Source organism: Microvirga solisilvae, from assembly GCF_022808595.1.
In the GTDB taxonomy this organism is placed as follows: Bacteria; Pseudomonadota; Alphaproteobacteria; order Rhizobiales; family Beijerinckiaceae; genus Microvirga; species Microvirga solisilvae.
In genome coordinates, this window is the sequence record NZ_JAKUCN010000006.1 from 177,190 (window position 1) to 193,096 (window position 15,907).

The 15,907-nt window shown below is 62.7% G+C and carries 15 protein-coding genes; 4 read left to right on the forward strand and 11 right to left on the reverse strand.

Annotated elements, in window-relative coordinates:
* Positions 1-153: 153 nt before the first annotated feature.
* On the reverse strand, positions 154-708 hold the full coding sequence (locus MJ639_RS13535; RefSeq protein ID WP_243373731.1) for an RBBP9/YdeN family alpha/beta hydrolase: 555 nt from the start codon (positions 706-708) through the stop codon (positions 154-156).
* A gap of 267 nt (positions 709-975) precedes the next feature.
* On the opposite strand from MJ639_RS13535, the gene MJ639_RS13540 reads away from it, so the two are divergent.
* The gene (locus MJ639_RS13540) at positions 976-2,886 is read left to right on the forward strand and encodes a hypothetical protein (protein WP_243373733.1); all 1,911 of its coding nucleotides are present in this window, start codon (positions 976-978) and stop codon (positions 2,884-2,886) included.
* 4 nt (positions 2,887-2,890) lie between these two features.
* Here MJ639_RS13540 and MJ639_RS13545 read toward each other — a convergent pair whose 3' ends face one another.
* The 3 genes from MJ639_RS13545 to rpe form a co-directional block, all read right to left on the reverse strand.
* Positions 2,891-4,141, reverse strand: coding sequence for a cyclopropane fatty acid synthase (locus MJ639_RS13545; RefSeq protein ID WP_243373735.1), 1,251 nt, complete (start codon positions 4,139-4,141; stop codon positions 2,891-2,893).
* A gap of 74 nt (positions 4,142-4,215) precedes the next feature.
* Positions 4,216-5,529 (reverse strand): adenylosuccinate lyase, encoded by a 1,314-nt coding sequence (gene purB / locus MJ639_RS13550; protein WP_243373743.1) that lies wholly within the window; start codon positions 5,527-5,529, stop codon positions 4,216-4,218.
* A 59-nt stretch (positions 5,530-5,588) separates the two neighbouring features.
* Positions 5,589-6,260 (reverse strand): ribulose-phosphate 3-epimerase, encoded by a 672-nt coding sequence (gene rpe / locus MJ639_RS13555; protein WP_243373909.1) that lies wholly within the window; start codon positions 6,258-6,260, stop codon positions 5,589-5,591.
* 206 nt (positions 6,261-6,466) lie between these two features.
* On the opposite strand from rpe, the gene MJ639_RS13560 reads away from it, so the two are divergent.
* A complete protein-coding gene (locus MJ639_RS13560; protein ID WP_243373745.1) occupies positions 6,467-7,711 on the forward strand; it encodes an NAD(P)/FAD-dependent oxidoreductase in 1,245 nt (414 codons plus the stop codon).
* Between the two features lie 127 nt (positions 7,712-7,838).
* On the forward strand, positions 7,839-8,966 hold the full coding sequence (locus MJ639_RS13565) for a hypothetical protein (protein WP_243373748.1): 1,128 nt from the start codon (positions 7,839-7,841) through the stop codon (positions 8,964-8,966).
* Here the strand turns inward: MJ639_RS13565 and MJ639_RS13570 are convergent.
* Positions 8,963-9,973 (reverse strand): P1 family peptidase, encoded by a 1,011-nt coding sequence (locus MJ639_RS13570; protein WP_243373911.1) that lies wholly within the window; start codon positions 9,971-9,973, stop codon positions 8,963-8,965. The genes MJ639_RS13565 and MJ639_RS13570 overlap by 4 nt on opposite strands.
* 103 nt (positions 9,974-10,076) lie before the next feature.
* Here MJ639_RS13570 and MJ639_RS13575 point away from each other — a divergent pair, with 103 nt between their 5' ends.
* Entirely contained in the window at positions 10,077-10,805 is a 729-nt protein-coding gene (locus MJ639_RS13575) for a cytochrome c biogenesis CcdA family protein (RefSeq protein WP_243373750.1), read from the forward strand.
* Here the strand turns inward: MJ639_RS13575 and MJ639_RS13580 are convergent.
* The 6 genes from MJ639_RS13580 to livM form a co-directional block, all read right to left on the reverse strand.
* Entirely contained in the window at positions 10,802-11,182 is a 381-nt protein-coding gene (locus MJ639_RS13580; RefSeq protein WP_243373752.1) for an ACT domain-containing protein, read from the reverse strand. The genes MJ639_RS13575 and MJ639_RS13580 overlap by 4 nt on opposite strands.
* Positions 11,183-11,262: 80 nt before the next feature.
* On the reverse strand, positions 11,263-12,390 hold the full coding sequence (locus MJ639_RS13585; RefSeq protein WP_243373754.1) for a branched-chain amino acid ABC transporter substrate-binding protein: 1,128 nt from the start codon (positions 12,388-12,390) through the stop codon (positions 11,263-11,265).
* Between the two features lie 125 nt (positions 12,391-12,515).
* Complete coding sequence (locus MJ639_RS13590; RefSeq protein ID WP_243373757.1) at positions 12,516-12,878, reverse strand: DUF6867 family protein; 363 nt, start codon at positions 12,876-12,878, stop codon at positions 12,516-12,518.
* Positions 12,878-13,642 carry an ABC transporter ATP-binding protein gene (locus MJ639_RS13595; protein ID WP_243373759.1) on the reverse strand — a complete coding sequence of 255 codons (765 nt, stop codon included), beginning with the start codon at positions 13,640-13,642 and terminating at the stop codon, positions 12,878-12,880. Before MJ639_RS13595 ends, MJ639_RS13590 begins: the two co-directional genes overlap by 1 nt.
* Entirely contained in the window at positions 13,639-14,481 is an 843-nt protein-coding gene (locus MJ639_RS13600; RefSeq protein ID WP_243373769.1) for an ABC transporter ATP-binding protein, read from the reverse strand. The genes MJ639_RS13595 and MJ639_RS13600 overlap by 4 nt, the downstream gene beginning before the upstream one ends.
* Positions 14,481-15,893, reverse strand: coding sequence for a high-affinity branched-chain amino acid ABC transporter permease LivM (livM, locus tag MJ639_RS13605; RefSeq protein ID WP_243373771.1), 1,413 nt, complete (start codon positions 15,891-15,893; stop codon positions 14,481-14,483). The genes MJ639_RS13600 and livM overlap by 1 nt, the downstream gene beginning before the upstream one ends.
* Positions 15,894-15,907: the final 14 nt, after the last annotated feature.

Below are 15,907 nucleotides of genomic sequence, written 5' to 3' on the forward strand. Positions count from 1 at the left end.
ACGCCACTCTCATCCTGAGGGGGCCTGCAAGGCCGTCTCGAAGGATGTTTCAGCATGCTCTGGATCCTCCTTCGAGACGCCGCTTCGCGGCTCCTCAGGATGAGGTCGGAGGGAGCAAAATCAGGGGGCCCACATAATCCACTGTGGCGAGAGCTAGCCCAGGCGTTTCAGGAACCCTGCAAAACGCATGAGACCTTCCGGCCAGGGACCGTGGCCGCTTTCCGTGTTCAGGTGCCCGGCATCACCGGCATCGACGATGGCGGAGCCCCAGGAATACGCGATGTCCTCGGCCTTCTCATAAGCGCAATGCGGGTCCGTGCGGCTGGCGACGAGAACCGAAGGGAAGGGCAGAGGATCGCGCGGGATCGGCGCGAAGGCGCGGTCGATGGCGGGGATGAAGTCGGGCTGCTCCACATCGGGCATGCTGACCAGGAAGGCGCCCCGCACCTTGTCCTTAGAGAGCAATGGCGCGGCATGGACGATGGCGAGGACGCCGAGGCTGTGCCCAACCAGCACGACAGGCTTCTTGGCGCGCTTCACGTCCTCGGCGATGCGCGCGATCCAGGCATCCTTGTTAGGCGCGTCCCAGTTTTCCTGCTCGACCCGCCAGGCTGTCGAGAGCTGGCGCTCCCAACGGCTCTGCCAATGGTCGGGGCCCGAATTCGTGTAGCCGGGAACGATGAGGATGTCGCAATCGGAGGTTTTCATGATCCGGAGGTAGCTGTCCGGAGGGGTATCTTCAAGCGTCCCGCCTCAATTCGATCCGTTCCGGCTGGTGCAACCGCACAGCTTTCTGTATTGCAAATGAACAACGTTGCACGATGACCGCTTTCCTGAGCAGGGCTGCTTGGTTTCAAAGTGAGAGCTGCAGGGATGCTGCCCCGACTTATTCCTTCGCTGATCCTTGGACTGCTTCTGTTGATAGGGTCTCCGGTCTCTCAGGCCGCTGAGCCCTTGCTTCCTCGGAAGGGGCAGGTGCTGGTCGACGTCCAAGACCCGACCCTGCTGTCCGTAATCGAGCGCAGAGACTTTCGCTTCGGCCACGTGCTGGACAAGCCCGAGGCCTGGACGACGGAAGGCCTGTCCGACCTGAGCCCTGCCTTCCAGGCGATGCGCGGACATCTGTCCCGCGATGTCGAGGCCCTGCAAGCCGAGATGAAGGCGAATGGCCGGGAGCTGCACCGGGATGTGCGGTGGAATGCAGGCCGGGTGCTCAATCTCGATTGGCTGCGCTCGCCTTATGCGCAGTTCCGGCTCGTGGGCATCGTCAATCGTCAGGACAGGCAGGACTTCGCCGAGGTCACGAGACCCCAGGAGAGCTGCGGCGAGGTGCGCCTCATCTATCGTCTGAGCTATCGCATGAGGGCTGGCTGGCTCTCGCGAATAGCCGGTGCTGCCACGCCCTCGGCCTCACGCATGCCGTTCAATTTGAACGTCGTATACGAGCGTCCGCGCTCCGCATTCCAGAGCTGTGCGCAAGCCGCGAGAGTCGCTGTGCCGGAACGCGATTTCACGCGCAACGAAGAGTTTTTGGACTGGCTGATGGCGGGCCTGCTCGACCGAAAGCGCTTGCGCCTCAAGCAGATCGAAGTGAATGCGCAAGTCGTGCGTCTTCCTTCCGAAATGGAGACGGAGCTTGGAGGGCAGGCGATCTATCTCATGCGGATCTTCAAGCCTGTCGTCACCGACGGCAAGCTTGATCTCGTTCCTCATACACTCGAAAACACGCCAGATCTCGAGCGCATCAAGCAGGACGATGCCCTGCGCAAGGAGCTGATTGCGTATATCAAGGCGAACATTCCGGCGATCGATCTCGGCGTCTATCAGATCCCGGAGAAATTCCTCGCAACGAAGGCACTGAGCTACTCGACCTTCGGCAGCGCGCGCATCGCCAATCAACCGTTCTCGGACCTGCTCACTCCCAGCGAGCTCGGGCGCTTGCCGCTGCAACGGACAAGGCTCGTCCGCTCGGCAGAAGGCGTGCTTGCACGTCTCGACAACGGAAGCTGCACGGGCTGCCATCAATCGGGTGCGACGGCGGGATTCCATTTCTTCGGTCTCGATGATGACCGGGCCTTGCAGCACAACCGCGTCAAGCAGGGAACGTCGCCGCATTACTTCGCGGAGACGAAGCGTAGGGAGGCCTATATCGCGGCCTTGTCTTCGGGGCGTGAGCCAAACCGCTTCCGCCCTCTCTCCGCAGCGCCGAGCGCCAATTGGACGAGGGGCGAGCCTTCCTATCAACCGGCTAACCTCGCGAATGCGTGCATCGTCTCATCCTCCGCGTCTCATTTGGGCTCGCCCTGGAACTGTCGGGGAGGCACGGTCTGCGCGTCGATTGCGGAGAACGACCGCATGGCGGTGGAGTTCGGGCAATGCGTGCCGGAGCGGCGCATCAATATCAGCGCAGGGCTCGCCTGCTTGTCGGGGCGGATCAAGAATGCGCAGAAGCCCTACAACGACGGTCTCTCGATAAGCCAGGATCGCGGTGCAAGTGGGGGGCTCGCTTCGACGAAGCATCTTTGCCTGGAGCCTCGCCTCGGTGTTCCGGGCGGTTTGAACTACAGGCGCTGCTCGCCTCACGATCTTCTCTTCGACCGTTTCAAGAACGGCGCTGTGCCGGACGAAATCTGCGGCATGGGTGGAGGAGCCGCTTTCGATCAATGCGCCGCCACGGGCGATTTCACATCCTGCCTCGATGAAAGCATCGTGCGGCAGAACCGGCAGGTCTGTGGAAAGGATCGCTACTGCCGCGAGGATTACGCCTGTCAGGCACTGCCGGACAATCTGCCGGATTCATCGGAGATCAGGAAGGATTGGGGCTATTGCTCGCCAACTTACTTCCTGTTCCAGATGCGTTTGGATGGACATCCCGATCCGGTCTGACCGATCAGGCGCTGCGCTTGAACTCCAATGTCTCGGCCTGCTTCAATGCTGCTTCGCGCTCGGCGATATAGTCGCGGGTCAAAGGCACCACGTCGTTGCGCTTGGCGAGCTGGAGCTGGAACACCACCGCATCCTGCCAGCGGAAGGCGGATTCCGACATGGCGAGGTAGCATTCCCACATCCGGCAGAAGCGCTCGTCATAGAGCTTGAGCACTTCCTCACGCTGGGCCAGGAAGCGCTCGCGCCAGGCCTTGAGCGTGTAGGCGTAATGCAGGCGCAGGATTTCGATATCCGTCACTACCAAGCCTGCGCGTTCGATGGCAGGCATTATCTCGGACAAAACCGGAAGATGCCCGCCGGGGAAGATGTAACGGGCAATCCAGGCATTGACCGGATAGGGCGTGCCTGATCGCCCAATGGTGTGCAGGAGCATCACGCCATCGTCCTTGAGAAGACGATGTGAGGTCTGAAAATACTCGTCGTAGGACGCCAAGCCTACATGCTCGAACATGCCCACCGACACGATGCGGTCGAAGCTGCCGGTCGTGGCGCGATAATCTTCGAGCTCGAATTTCACGCGCTCATTCAGCCCCGCGGTTGCAGCCCGCTTGCGGGATACTTCGAGCTGTTCTTCCGACAGGGTCACGCCCTTCACGGAGCCTGCGCCCGCCGCTTGCGCCAGATAAAGCCCCATGCCGCCCCAGCCGGAGCCGATGTCGAGAACGCTGTGGCCGCGATCCACCATGAGCTTTGCCGCGATGTGCCGTTTCTTGGCGGCCTGCGCCTCTTCAAGTGTCGCGTCGGGATGATCGAAATAGGCGCAGGAATATTGCTTGTCGCTGTCGAGGAAGAGCGAATAGAGCCGCCCGTCGAGATCGTAATGGTGAGCCACGTTCTGCTTCGAGCGATTGGCATCGTTCTCGCCGCGCTTGGTCAGCCAATTGCGGATCTTGCGCAGGCGATGGAGGGGAAGCTCGTTGAGTTCGCCGCGCGTGTCCTGCAGCAGAAGCTGAAACAGGCCGAGGATGTCACCCTTCTCGATCACGAGCCTGCCATCCGTGAACAGCTCGCCGAGCTTCAGTTCGGGGTGGAGGCAAAGGGCCGTCTGGGCCGCCGTGTCCGTGAACCGGATCGCGACTTCCGGGAGCCCGCCATCGCCGAAGGTGAGGGTCTGGCCCTTGGCGGTCTTCATCGTGAGGGTGCCCCGCTTCACGGCGCGCGTGAAGGCGGCGGCGAGGATCTTCTCTGACAGCATGGACAAAAATCCCCGTGCCGTTGATCTCCGGCACAGGGATTTTGGGCGCTAGGCAAAAATGTCCAGTCTAGGAGCTATGCTCCTGCGGAACCGAAGACCCGCGTGAAGATCGTATCCACATGCTTGAAGTGGTAGCCGAGGTCGAAGCAGACCTCGATTTCCTCCGGCTTCAGGTACTTCGCCACATCGGCATCGTTCTTGAGTAGTGTGAGGAAGTCGCCTTCGCCGCGCCAGACCGGCATGGCGTTGCGCTGGACCAGGCGATAGGCGTCCTCGCGGGAGGCGCCCTTCTGGGTCAGCGCCAACAGAACGCGCTGCGAGTGAACGAGGCCGCCGAGGCGGTCCAGGTTCTTCTGCATGTTCTCAGGATAGACCACGAGCTTGTCGATGACATTCGTGAGGCGCGCCAGCGCGAAGTCGAGGGTCACGGTGGCGTCCGGGCCGATCATGCGCTCGACGGAGGAGTGGGAGATATCCCGCTCGTGCCACAGGGCCACGTTCTCCATGGCGGGCATGGCATAAGCGCGGACCATGCGGGCGAGGCCGGTGAGGTTTTCGGTCAGAACCGGGTTGCGCTTGTGCGGCATGGCCGAGGAGCCCTTCTGGCCCGCCGAGAAGAATTCTTCCGCCTCCAGCACTTCGCTGCGCTGCAGGTGGCGCACTTCCGTCGCCAGGCGCTCGATGGAGGAGGCGATGACGCCGAGCGTCGCGAAATACATGGCGTGGCGGTCGCGGGGGATGACCTGCGTCGAGACGGGCTCGACCTGGAGGCCCATCTGCTCGGCCACGTATTCTTCCACGCTCGGGTCGATATTGGCGAAGGTACCGACCGCGCCGGAGATCGCGCAGGTGGAAATCTCACGCTGGGCTTCGATGAGGCGGATCTTGCAGCGCTCGAACTCGGCATAGGCCTGGGCAAGCTTGAGGCCAAAGGTGGTGGGCTCAGCATGGATGCCGTGCGAGCGGCCGATGGTCGGCGTCATCTTGTGCTCGATGGCGCGGCGCTTGATGGCGGCGAGCAGCTCGTCCATGTCGCGCAGCAGGATGTCCGTGGCGCGGGCGAGCTGGACGTTGAAGGTGGTGTCGAGCACGTCCGAGGAGGTCATACCCTGGTGGACGAAGCGGGCCTCTGGGCCGACGATCTCGGCCAGATGCGTGAGGAAGGCGATGACGTCGTGCTTGACCTCGCGCTCGATGGAATCGATGCGCTCCACGTCGAAGGTCGCCTTGGAACCCTTCTCCCAGACGATCTCGGCGGCTTCCTTCGGCACGACGCCGAGATTGGCCAGCGCCGTCGTGGCGTGAGCCTCGATCTCGAACCAGATGCGGAACTTGGTTTCCGGCGACCAGATGGCCACCATCTCGGGACGGCTGTAACGAGGGATCATCGCTTTTCACTTCCACGCGGGGGATATGCCCCGCGCGGTAGCACGATAGCCCGTCGATCTCAACGCGCCTTCTCGGCAGCCTCGCGAATGGCCGCCATGTTCGCAGCGTAAGCGGCGGGGCCGCCCTTGAAGGTCGCGGAGCCGGCGACCAGCACGTTGGCGCCCGCTTCGGCCACGAGAGGGGCCGTTTCGGCGGTCACGCCGCCATCGATCTCGATGTCGATGTCGCGGTCGCCCACCATCTCCTTGATCCGCCGCAGCTTGGGGCAGACCGAGGGGATGAAGGCCTGTCCACCGAAGCCGGGATTGACCGTCATCAGAAGGATCAGGTCCACATCGTCCAGGACCGGCTCGATGGAAGCCTCATGGGTGCCCGGATTGAGCACGATGCCTGCTTTCTTGCCGAGCTTGCGGATGGTCTGGAGCGAGCGGTGCAGGTGAGGGCCTGCTTCCGCATGGATGCTGATGATATCCGCGCCCGCCTTGGCGAAGGCTTCGAGATAGGGATCCACCGGGGCGATCATCAGATGCACGTCGAAGATCTTCTTCGTGTGCGGGCGGATCGCCTTCACGATGTCCGGGCCCATGGTGATGTTGGGCACGAAATGGCCGTCCATCACGTCGATATGGATCCAGTCAGCGCCGGCGGCGTCGACGGCGCGGATTTCCTCGCCGAGCTTGGAGAAGTCGGAAGCGAGAATGGAGGGGGCGATGAGCAGGGGGCGTGTCATGAAAAGGGCCGGTAGCACGGGCTTGCCGTGGCGGCAACGGTCCTTTGCGCCGCGATGAACCATTCTAAGACCACTTGGTTGGGGAGAGGCGTTTTGGTCGCGCGAAAGACATGGACGGCCCCAACGGAACGGGAGTAAGACTCGCTCTGAAAAAGGGGCAGGGCCCGCTCTCTCCGGGGAGCAACAAGAACACAGGGCAGGATTTCATGCGTAAGGATGTGATTGTTCTCGGCGCCGGCATCGTCGGTGTGTCGATTGCCGTGCATTTGCAGAAGCGCGGCCGTTCGGTTCTCCTGATCGACAAGCGCAAGCCCGGCGAGGAAACCTCGTTCGGCAATGCGGGCCTGATCCAGCGCGAAGGCGTCTATCCTTATGGCTTCCCGCACGATTTCGGCGCTCTTCTGCGTTACGCCCTGAACAACACCATCGACGCCCATTACCATTGGTCCGCGATCCCGAAGCTGGCGCCGTTCCTGTGGCAGTACTGGATGCATTCCCGTCCGGCCCAGCACAAGGCGATCGCGCGGATGTATGCGCCGCTGATCGAGAACTCGGTGACTGAGCATATGGCTCTGGCCGAGGAATCAGGTTCCACGGGCCTGATCCGTCCGACCGGCTGGCTGAAGGTGTTCCGAGACGAGAAGACCCGCGACGCGCAGTTCCGCGATGCCGAGGCCGTGAAGCGCGATTTCGGCGTGAATTTCAACGCCCTCGACACCAAGGGCGTGGCCGAGAGCGAGCCCCATCTGAAGGTGGAGACCAAGGGTGGTATCCATTGGACCGATCCTGCCTCCGTATCCGATCCGCACCTGCTCACCATGGGCTATGTGGGCCTGTTCGAGCGCCTCGGCGGTGAACTGGCGGCTGGCGATGCCAAGACGCTTGAGGAAACCTCCACCGGCTGGCGCGTGCAGACCGAGAACGGCCCGGTCGAGGCCCGCGAAGTCGTCGTGGCGCTCGGCCCCTGGGCCGACGTCGTCACGAAACGCTTGGGCTACAACCTGCCGCTCGCGGTCAAGCGCGGTTACCACATGCACTACAAGCCGGAAGGCAATGCAGTGCTCAATAAGCCGACCCTCGATTTCGACCGCGGCTACTTCCTGGCTCCCATGTCCAAGGGCATCCGCCTGACCACGGGCGCGGAATTCGCCAATCGCGATGCGCCCAGGAGCCCGGTCCAGCTCCAGCGGGCCGAGCCCATCGCCAAGGATTTCTTCCCCCTCGGCGAGCGGGTCGATCCTCATCCCTGGATGGGCATGCGCCCCTGCACGCCGGACATGATGCCGATCATCGGCAAGGCTCCACGCCACAAGAACCTGTGGTTTGGCTTCGGCCACGCCCATCACGGCCTGACCCTCGGTCCCGTGACCGGACGCTTGCTCGCTGAGATGATCACGGGCGAGCAGCACACCGTGGTCGATCCGAAGCCTTATCGGGTGGAACGCTTCTAAGACGGTCCCTCCCAACGGTTCCAGAGCACACTTCACAAGACAGCTATCCTATTCGTTTGGAGGGGAAGCTGCTTGAATGAAGAGGTATAATGTTTATGATCTACCCTAATATTAAGGGGTGGCATCAATGCTCGGGGGCAACCGGTCGCTGGTCAGCGACATCTATGAAGCTGCGGTCATTCATGAGCGCTGGCCTCAGGTTCTCGACCAGATTTCAGTTCTTGCGGGAGCCGAGGGAGGCTTTATCGCCGCCGCCGACGGGCGAGGCGGGCGATCCTGGCTGGCCACGGATTACTACAGGCCCGTTTTGACCGAATGGTATGAAGACGGCTGGTATCAGGAAAATCCCTGGATCATGCGCGGTCTCCAGCGCAAGCGCCTGCAGTTCTTCGACGAGCACGATATTTTCAGGCCCGGCGAAGTCGATTCCATTCCCATGTACCGGGACTTCCATCGTCCGCGCGGCGGCGGATGGTCTGCCGGCGCCATCATGAAGATCCCCAGCGGCGGTCTCGTCTGCATGCGCTTCGAGCGGCGCCATGAGGAGGGAACGTTGAATCCCGAAGGCAAGGCGCGGCTCAATCTCCTCCGTTCTCACCTCGCACGCGCCTCCTTACTGTTCTCGAATCTTGCGGTGCGGCAGGCTCGTTCGACGGTTGCGGCGCTCCAGTTCATGGATGTTCCCGCTGCGGTGCTTGCTCGGAGCGGCCGTCTTCTGGCCTGCAATCAAGCCATGGAGACAAGGCTTTCCCAGGTGAATGTGAGAGCCGGCGATCGCGTTGTCTTCACGAACGAAAACGCTCAACGCAATTTGTGCGAGAACCTGGAGCGGATCACGGCTGGCCTGTTCGATCAGTTGCGCGGTCCGATTTCCCTCCCAGCCACCGAGGAGCACGGACCGGCGGTCGCTTACCTGATTCCGATGCGTGGAACGGCTCAAGATCTGTTCGGCTTTGACAGTACGTTGCTGATGATCCGGCCCGCCGAGTCCGAGCACCGGCTCATGGATCTGGTAAGGACGCGCTTTGCCATCAATGCCGGTGAGGCTCATCGTTGGGCGCGGCGGATTGCGGGTACTTCTCCACGCCTCGCCGCGGCGCTTCTGGCTTCGACCGAGAATGTTCAGGCCACTCTCGACCGCACTCTGGGCCACACGCAAAACAGGCTAGAGGCTCGTATGGCGAGCTTCCTGCATCGGCTCGGAGACGACCCGGAATACAGCTTCAGTGGCAGGTCGGCTGCGCTCTCGTTCTAACGGTCCTTGCCAAAGCGATCCCGCCACGCCGGTTGCGCACCCGCGAAGGGCAGGGCAATCGCCTCATAGACACCGCGCGCGATGGCGCGCGCCAGGCAATCGGCGGCGAGCGCGCCGATCTCGATGAAATCCGCATCCTGGTTCGTCAGGGGCTTCCTGCCCGTCGCCGCGCTGAAGATCGTGTCGCCGTCATAGAGGGCGTGGGCGAAGCGAAGGCCCTTGGCATGGCCGTCATGGGAGATGACGGCAAGCCGCTTGGCCTGAGCCTTCGTCAGTACGGCATCCGTCGCGATCAGCGCGATGGTGGTGGAGATGGGAGGGGCCGTATCCTGCGCACGGCCTTTCCAGTTGAGCTTGCGCATCTCAGGCGTGATCCGAGCGGGGAAGCCGAGGCCGCCGAACTCATTGCCTTCCTCGTAGGCTCCCGCCCAGAAATGCGGACCATCCCCAATCAGAGTGGAGGCGAGGGCATTGACGATGACGAGGGCTCCGACCGTATGGCCGGCACTCGTCACCGCGCTCGCAGAGCCGAGGCCTCCCTTGAGATCGACCGTGGTGGCTCCATAGCCGCCGCCTGCCGTGCCGAGGGCGAAGCCGAGGCCTGCCGCCTTGGCGGCCTCGTAGCCCAGCTCGCGATAGGGGGGATACCGCCCCCATTCCTTGTCGCCGCCATTGAGCAGGTCGAAGGTGATTGCCTGCGGCACGAGAGGCACGAGGGCAGGCCCCACGGCAAAGCCGATGCCCTTCTCCCGCAGATATCCCTGCACACCGCCTGCCGCGTCGAGGCCAAAGGCCGAGCCGCCAGAGAGCACGATGGCATTGACGCCGGGGACAACCTTGTCCGGCTCCAGAAGGTCCGTGTCTCGCGTGCCGGGCGCTCCGCCATTGACGGCATAGGAGGCGATGGCCGGTTCGTCGAAGAGCACGGCCGTGACGCCTGAGGCGAGGGCTTCGTCATGGGCATTGCCGACCCGAAGGCCCGCGACGTCGGTGATGAGATTGCGCAAAGCTGTCATGTCGTAAGGCAATCCTAAAATGGCAGGCTTCACAAGCAGGAGAGGCCTGCGTCCACCAGCTTTCTCCAAACCTTAGAAAAGGCTAGAAGGCCTCATGCTCAGCGTATCCTTTCCAGCAGCAGCCCTTGGCGGCCTCATCAGCTTCTTGAGCCCCTGCGTTCTGCCGCTGGTCCCCCCGTATCTATCGTTCCTTGCGGGCACGACCTTCGACCAGCTGCATGCGGGCGATGACCGGGCCGTGCGTCGCCGGGCAATCCTGGCCGCGCTGCTCTTCGTGGCCGGTTTCGCGACCGTGTTCGTGCTGCTAGGTGCGACCGCTTCGGCGCTGGGGCAGGTGATCCGGCAATATCTCGACGTGCTGAGCACGATCGCCGGTATCGCCATCATCGTGATGGGCCTGCATTTCCTCGGCGTGTTCAGGATCGGCCTCTTTTATCGCGAGGCTCGCTTCTCCGTGGAGAAGCCGGTGGGGCTGTGGGGCGCCTATGTGATGGGCCTTGCCTTCGCCTTCGGCTGGACGCCCTGCATCGGGCCGGTTCTCGCGGCCATTCTGGCGGTAGCGGGATCGGAGGACAGCGTCCTGTATGGAGCAACGCTGCTCGCCGCTTATTCGGTCGGACTCGGCATTCCCTTCCTGCTCGCGGCCTTCGCCATGAAGCCTTTCGTTGCGCTTCTCAAACGCATGCGCTCCCGCTTCGCCCTGGTCGAGAAAACCATGGGCGTTCTGATGATCCTCACCGGCATCGCCTTCCTCACCGGCTGGATCACCAACATGTCGTTCTGGCTTTTGGAGACGTTTCCGGCATTGGGAAGGTTGGGTTAGGCCTTGACCGAGTGTCCGGCTGCGTTGAGAGCTTCCATCGCCCGGTCCAAATCGCCTGCTTTCACCAGCACGTAATCGGTGCTGAATGTGGACGAGGCAAAGATGCCGATGCCTGCCTGCGCGAGCGGAACCAGCACCGAGGCCAGGATGCCTGGGACGCTGAAATCGAAGACCTGGAGAATGCGGAAGCAGCGCCAGCCGGCATCGACCTCGGCTCCTTGAGGAGCCTGATCGAGCGGGCAGACCAGCGTCGTCTCCTCGGCGGCCTGGATCAGCAGCGAGAAGGCTCCCGGCACAGGCGAGGGCGCGGATGCTCCTGCGGGCAGGCGGCAAACGGCGTAGGGGCTCTCAAGAAGCTGCAAGGTGAGGGCGGGCATGAGGGCTCCGGAATACTTCCATGAAAAAACCCGCCCTGTCGCCAGGGCGGGTCTGTTCGGTTGGCTTTCAGGCCAATCGATTACATGTTCAGCTCGTTGCCGGTGTAATCGATCTTGCCGTCAGCGCCCTTCTTCCAAACGTACATGACGTAGTCCGGACGGGTGATGTCGCCCTTCTTGTCGAAGGTGAGATCGCCGATGACGGTCTTGAAGGGCTTGCCGGCCTTCATGGCGTCGGCAACCTTCTTGCCATCGGTGCTGTTGGCCTGCTTGGCGGCCTCAGCGAGAACCTGAGCGGCGGCATACGAGTAGAGGGTATAAGCCTCGGGCTCGTAGTTCTTGGCCTTGAACTTGGCCACGACTTCCTTCGCGTTCGGGTTCTTGCGCGGATCCGGAGCGAAGGTCATCAGGGTGCCTTCGGCGCCGGGGCCGGCGATCGAGGTGAACTCGGCGGACACGATGCCGTCACCCGACATGAGCGGGGCGTTCAGGCCCTGATCGCGCATCTGGCGGATGATGAGGCCGGCTTCCGTGTGGAGGCCACCGAAGTAGACGACGTCAACCGCAGCCTGCTTCAGCTTCGACACAAGCGCGGAGTAGTCCTTCTCGCCCGGGTTGATGCCTTCGTACACGACTTCCTTCAGGCCCTTTGCATTCATGGCCTTCTGGGTCTCGTCAGCGAGGCCCTTGCCGTAGGGGGTCTTGTCGTGGATGACCGCGACCTTCTTGCCCTTGAACTTGTCGGCGAGGTAGCCGCCGGCAACGCCGCCCTGCTGGTCGTCGCGACCGCAGGTACGGAAGGTGTTCCACATGCCGCGCTCGGTGTAGGTCGGGTTCGTGGAAGCGGGCGACACCTGAACGATGCCAGCCTCTTCATAGACCTGCGAAGCCGGGATCGACACGCCGGAGTTGAAGTGGCCGACAACGAACTTCACGCCTTCAGCAGCGAACTTGTTGGCCACCGACACGCCCTGCTTGGGGTCGGACACGTCGTCGCCGACGACGACCTGGAGCTTCTGGCCATTGATGCCGCCAGCGGCATTGATGTCCTCGACAGCCTGCTCGACGCCGTTCTTCAGCTGAGCGCCGAAAGCCGCGTTCGGGCCGGTGATGGGGCCAGCAACGCCGATCTTGATCTGGGCGCTGGCAGCGCTGGAGAAGGCGAGGCCAAGACCAAGCGCCACGCCGGTCAACAGCATTTTTTTCATGAGGTCACTCCTCTGGGTGGTTTTATAGGCCCCTCTTCCTCGTGGGGCCGGTTTGACGGTAAACCCGTCATCCAAGGCGCATCATGCCGGTTTTTAGGCACTTGTCACCTGGGAATCTTTATCGCTTAGCCCTTGGTAGCAGACGCCTTTTCCCGCCAGGAGAATGGGCCGGAACGCTCGTAGAGCCAGCGGTATTGCGTGGTCATCATCCGGGCGCGGCGGTACTGGAAGCCCAGCGCGCCGATGACCAGCAGCACGATTGTGTCCACCGCATAGTAGTGGATCGACAGCAGCGTTCCGCCGAACAAGGCGAAGTGGATGAAGCGCACGGCCGCACCGAGGATGAACAGGTACGCGATGAGCGTCCAGAAGGGCTTCCAGGTGATGGCGATGGCCCGTCCGGTCATCCAGGCGGCCCAGCCGCCCATGATCACGGTGATGAGAAGAAAGAGCCAGATCGAAGGCTCTTCGTAGAGAATGCCCTGCATCAGTGTCCCCCTTCGAGATAGGCCGCGCGGACCTGCGGATCGTTCAGCAGATCCTTGCCGGTGCCGCTCATGGTGATGTTGCCCGTCACCATCACATAGCCGCGATGCGCGAGCTTGAGGGCGTGATAGGCGTTCTGTTCCACGAGGAAGACGGTCATGCCGTCCTTCTCGTTCAGCTCTTTGATGATCGAGAAGATCTGCTTCACGATCAGGGGCGCGAGGCCCAGCGACGGCTCGTCCAGGAGGAGCAGCCTCGGCCGGCTCATGAGAGCGCGGGCGATGGCCAGCATCTGCTGCTCGCCGCCGGAGAGGGTGCCGCCGCGCTGCTGCAGGCGTTCCTTCAGGCGCGGGAACAGGGTGCAGACCCGCTCGAGATCCTGGTCGAAATGCGCCATGCCATTGATCGAGGCGCCCATCTGCAGGTTCTCGAACACGGTCATGCGCGGGAAGATGCGGCGGCCTTCCGGCGATTGCGCGATGGAGAGCTGCGCGATCTCGTGTGTCGGCATCTTGGTGATGTCGCGGCCCGCATAGGTGATCGTGCCCTCGCGAGCGCGCGGGTTGCCGAAGATGGTCATCATCAGCGTCGACTTGCCGGCGCCGTTGGCGCCGATCAGCGTGACGATCTCGCCTTCGTGGACGTCCATGTCCACGCCCTTGAGAGCGATGATGTTGCCGTAATAGGTCTTCACGCCACGCACGCTGAGCAGCGGCTGACGGCCCGCATCGATTGCGGTCTGTTGAATGCTAGCTCCAGCGGTCATGCGCCGATCTCCGCTTCCACCTTCTCGATTTCCTCGTCCGCCACCCCAAGATAGGCGGCGATGACCTTGGGATCGTTCCTCACCTCGGCGGGCAGGCCGTCCGAGATCTTGGTGCCGTAATCCAGCACCACCACGTGGTCCGAAATCTCCATGACGACGGACATGTCGTGCTCGATCAGGAGGATCGAGGTGCCGTGATCCTTGCGGATCGAGAGCAGAAGCTCGTTGAGCTCCAGCGACTCACGCGGGTTGAGGCCGGCTGCGGGCTCGTCCAGGCAGAGCAGGAGCGGGTCCGTGCACATGGCGCGGGCGATCTCCAGACGGCGCTGGTCGCCGTAAGGAAGGTCGCCGGCCGGATCGTCGGCGCGGTGGAGGAGGCGGGTCTTCTCCAGCCAGAACTTCGCCTTCTCGATCGCTTCCTTCTCCGCCTTGCGGTAGCCGCCGATGCCGAGCACGCCGAGGAAGGTGAAACCGGAGGCGATCATCAGCGGATTGTGCTGAGCCACCAGCAGGTTCTCCAGCACGGTCATGCCGGAGAACAGGCGGATGTTCTGGAAGGTGCGGGCGACCTTGGCCTTCCAGTTGATGTCGAAGCCCGGAAGCCTCTCCAGCAGCAGGTGCGAGCCGTCGGGCTTGCGCAGGGCCAGCATGCCTTCCGTCGGCTTGTAGAAGCCGGTGATGCAGTTGAAGACCGTAGTCTTGCCTGCACCGTTCGGACCGATGAGCGCGGTGATGTCGCCGCGCCCGGCCTGGAAGGAGAGGTCGTTGACGGCGACGAGGCCGCCGAAGCGCATCGTGAGATGCTGTACGTCGAGGATGGGATCCTGAAGCCAGCGCATTAGCCGTGTCCTTCCTTCACGAGCGAGCCGGAAATGGCCTTGCGCTCTTTCAAGACAACCGAGGGGTCGCGTTCCGAAATCAGTCCGCGCGGACGCCAGACCATCATTGCCACCATGCCCATGCCGAAGATCAGCAGGCGGTATTCGTTCGGATCGAAGCCCTCTCCGAAGATCGCTTTGAGGAAGGTGAGGTTACGCAGAACTTCGGGGCCGCCGACCAGCACGATGGCCGCGATGGCGACGCCGATCTGGGAGCCCATGCCGCCCATGACCACGATGGCCAGGATGATCGCCGATTCCAGGAAGTTGAAGCTCTCCGGAGAGACGAAGCCCTGGCGGACCGCGAAGAACGAGCCCGCGAAGCCGCCGAACATGGCGCCGATGGCGAAAGCCGTCAGCTTGGTGTTCGTGGTGTTGATGCCGAGCGAGCGGCAGGCGATCTCGTCCTCACGCAGCGCTTCCCAGGCGCGTCCCACGGGCAGCTTGCGCAGGCGCATGGTGACGAAATTGGTGATCAGCGCGAGCACCAGGATGAGATAGTACAGGAAGATGATCCTGTGCATACCATTGAACTCGAGCCCGAAGGTCTGCGCGAAGCCGCCTTCGCCTGCCGTGAACGGAATGCCGAAGAAGCTTGCGCGCGGGATCGAGGAGATGCCGGCAGCGCCGTTCGTCAGGTCGGTCCAGTTGATGAGAACGAGACGGATGATCTCACCGAAGGCCAGCGTCACGATGGCGAGGTAATCGCCGCGCAGACGCAGTACCGGGAAGCCGAGGATCATGCCCCAGAAGGCGGCGAGAATGCCGGCGAGCGGCAGACAGATCCAGAACGACAATCCGAAGGTGGTGGAGAGCAGGGCATAGGAATAGGCGCCGACCGCGTAGAAGGCGACGTATCCCAGGTCGAGAAGACCTGCGAGGCCCACCACGATGTTCAAGCCCCAGCCGAGCATCACGTAGGTGAGGATCAGGATGCCGAGATCGATCCAGTAGCGGGATTCATTCAGGCCGCCCTGGACGAAGTAGATCAGCACCGGGAAGGCCAGAGCCACACCCAGGAAGAAGGGGATAGCGAACTTCGAGACGTGCTGGAACGCGCTCGGCTCGGCATGGACCGGCTCCGTTGCCTGCTTGGGGCTGGGAGTCGCCTGGCGATAGGAGCGCGACGCCGTGAAGGCATGAAGCACGAGCCGCAGGCCGAACACGAGGGCCGTGATGATCAGCGCCAAATCCCAGCGGGAGCGCAGGAACAGGTCGGCGCCATTCTGCTCCGTCTTGAAGGACAGGATCGGAATGGACAGGCCGAAGGTGATCAGCGCGGTCCTGAAGGCATCCCCGAGGGCAGCCTTCAGGTCGAAGGTTTTCGTTGCGGCCTGGGTCTGGGCCGAAGAGGTGATGGAAGGAGCGTTCATGCTCGTCTAGCTCC

Excerpts from the sequence above, each read along its gene's own strand:
- MJ639_RS13585 (WP_243373754.1), bottom strand. The coding sequence starts at position 12,390 with ATGAAAAAAATGCTGTTGACCGGCGTGGCGCTTGGTCTTGGCCTCGCC.
- livM (WP_243373771.1), bottom strand. The coding sequence starts at position 15,893 with ATGAACGCTCCTTCCATCACCTCTTCGGCCCAGACCCAGGCCGCAACG.
- MJ639_RS13600 (WP_243373769.1), bottom strand. The coding sequence starts at position 14,481 with ATGCGCTGGCTTCAGGATCCCATCCTCGACGTACAGCATCTCACGATG.
- MJ639_RS13565 (WP_243373748.1), top strand. The coding sequence starts at position 7,839 with ATGCTCGGGGGCAACCGGTCGCTGGTCAGCGACATCTATGAAGCTGCG.
- MJ639_RS13595 (WP_243373759.1), bottom strand. The coding sequence starts at position 13,642 with ATGACCGCTGGAGCTAGCATTCAACAGACCGCAATCGATGCGGGCCGT.
- MJ639_RS13535 (WP_243373731.1), bottom strand. The coding sequence starts at position 708 with ATGAAAACCTCCGATTGCGACATCCTCATCGTTCCCGGCTACACGAAT.
- MJ639_RS13590 (WP_243373757.1), bottom strand. The coding sequence starts at position 12,878 with ATGCAGGGCATTCTCTACGAAGAGCCTTCGATCTGGCTCTTTCTTCTC.
- MJ639_RS13560 (WP_243373745.1), top strand. The coding sequence starts at position 6,467 with ATGCGTAAGGATGTGATTGTTCTCGGCGCCGGCATCGTCGGTGTGTCG.
- MJ639_RS13580 (WP_243373752.1), bottom strand. The coding sequence starts at position 11,182 with ATGCCCGCCCTCACCTTGCAGCTTCTTGAGAGCCCCTACGCCGTTTGC.
- MJ639_RS13545 (WP_243373735.1), bottom strand. The coding sequence starts at position 4,141 with ATGCTGTCAGAGAAGATCCTCGCCGCCGCCTTCACGCGCGCCGTGAAG.
- rpe (WP_243373909.1), bottom strand. The coding sequence starts at position 6,260 with ATGACACGCCCCCTGCTCATCGCCCCCTCCATTCTCGCTTCCGACTTC.
- MJ639_RS13575 (WP_243373750.1), top strand. The coding sequence starts at position 10,077 with ATGCTCAGCGTATCCTTTCCAGCAGCAGCCCTTGGCGGCCTCATCAGC.
- purB (WP_243373743.1), bottom strand. The coding sequence starts at position 5,529 with ATGATCCCTCGTTACAGCCGTCCCGAGATGGTGGCCATCTGGTCGCCG.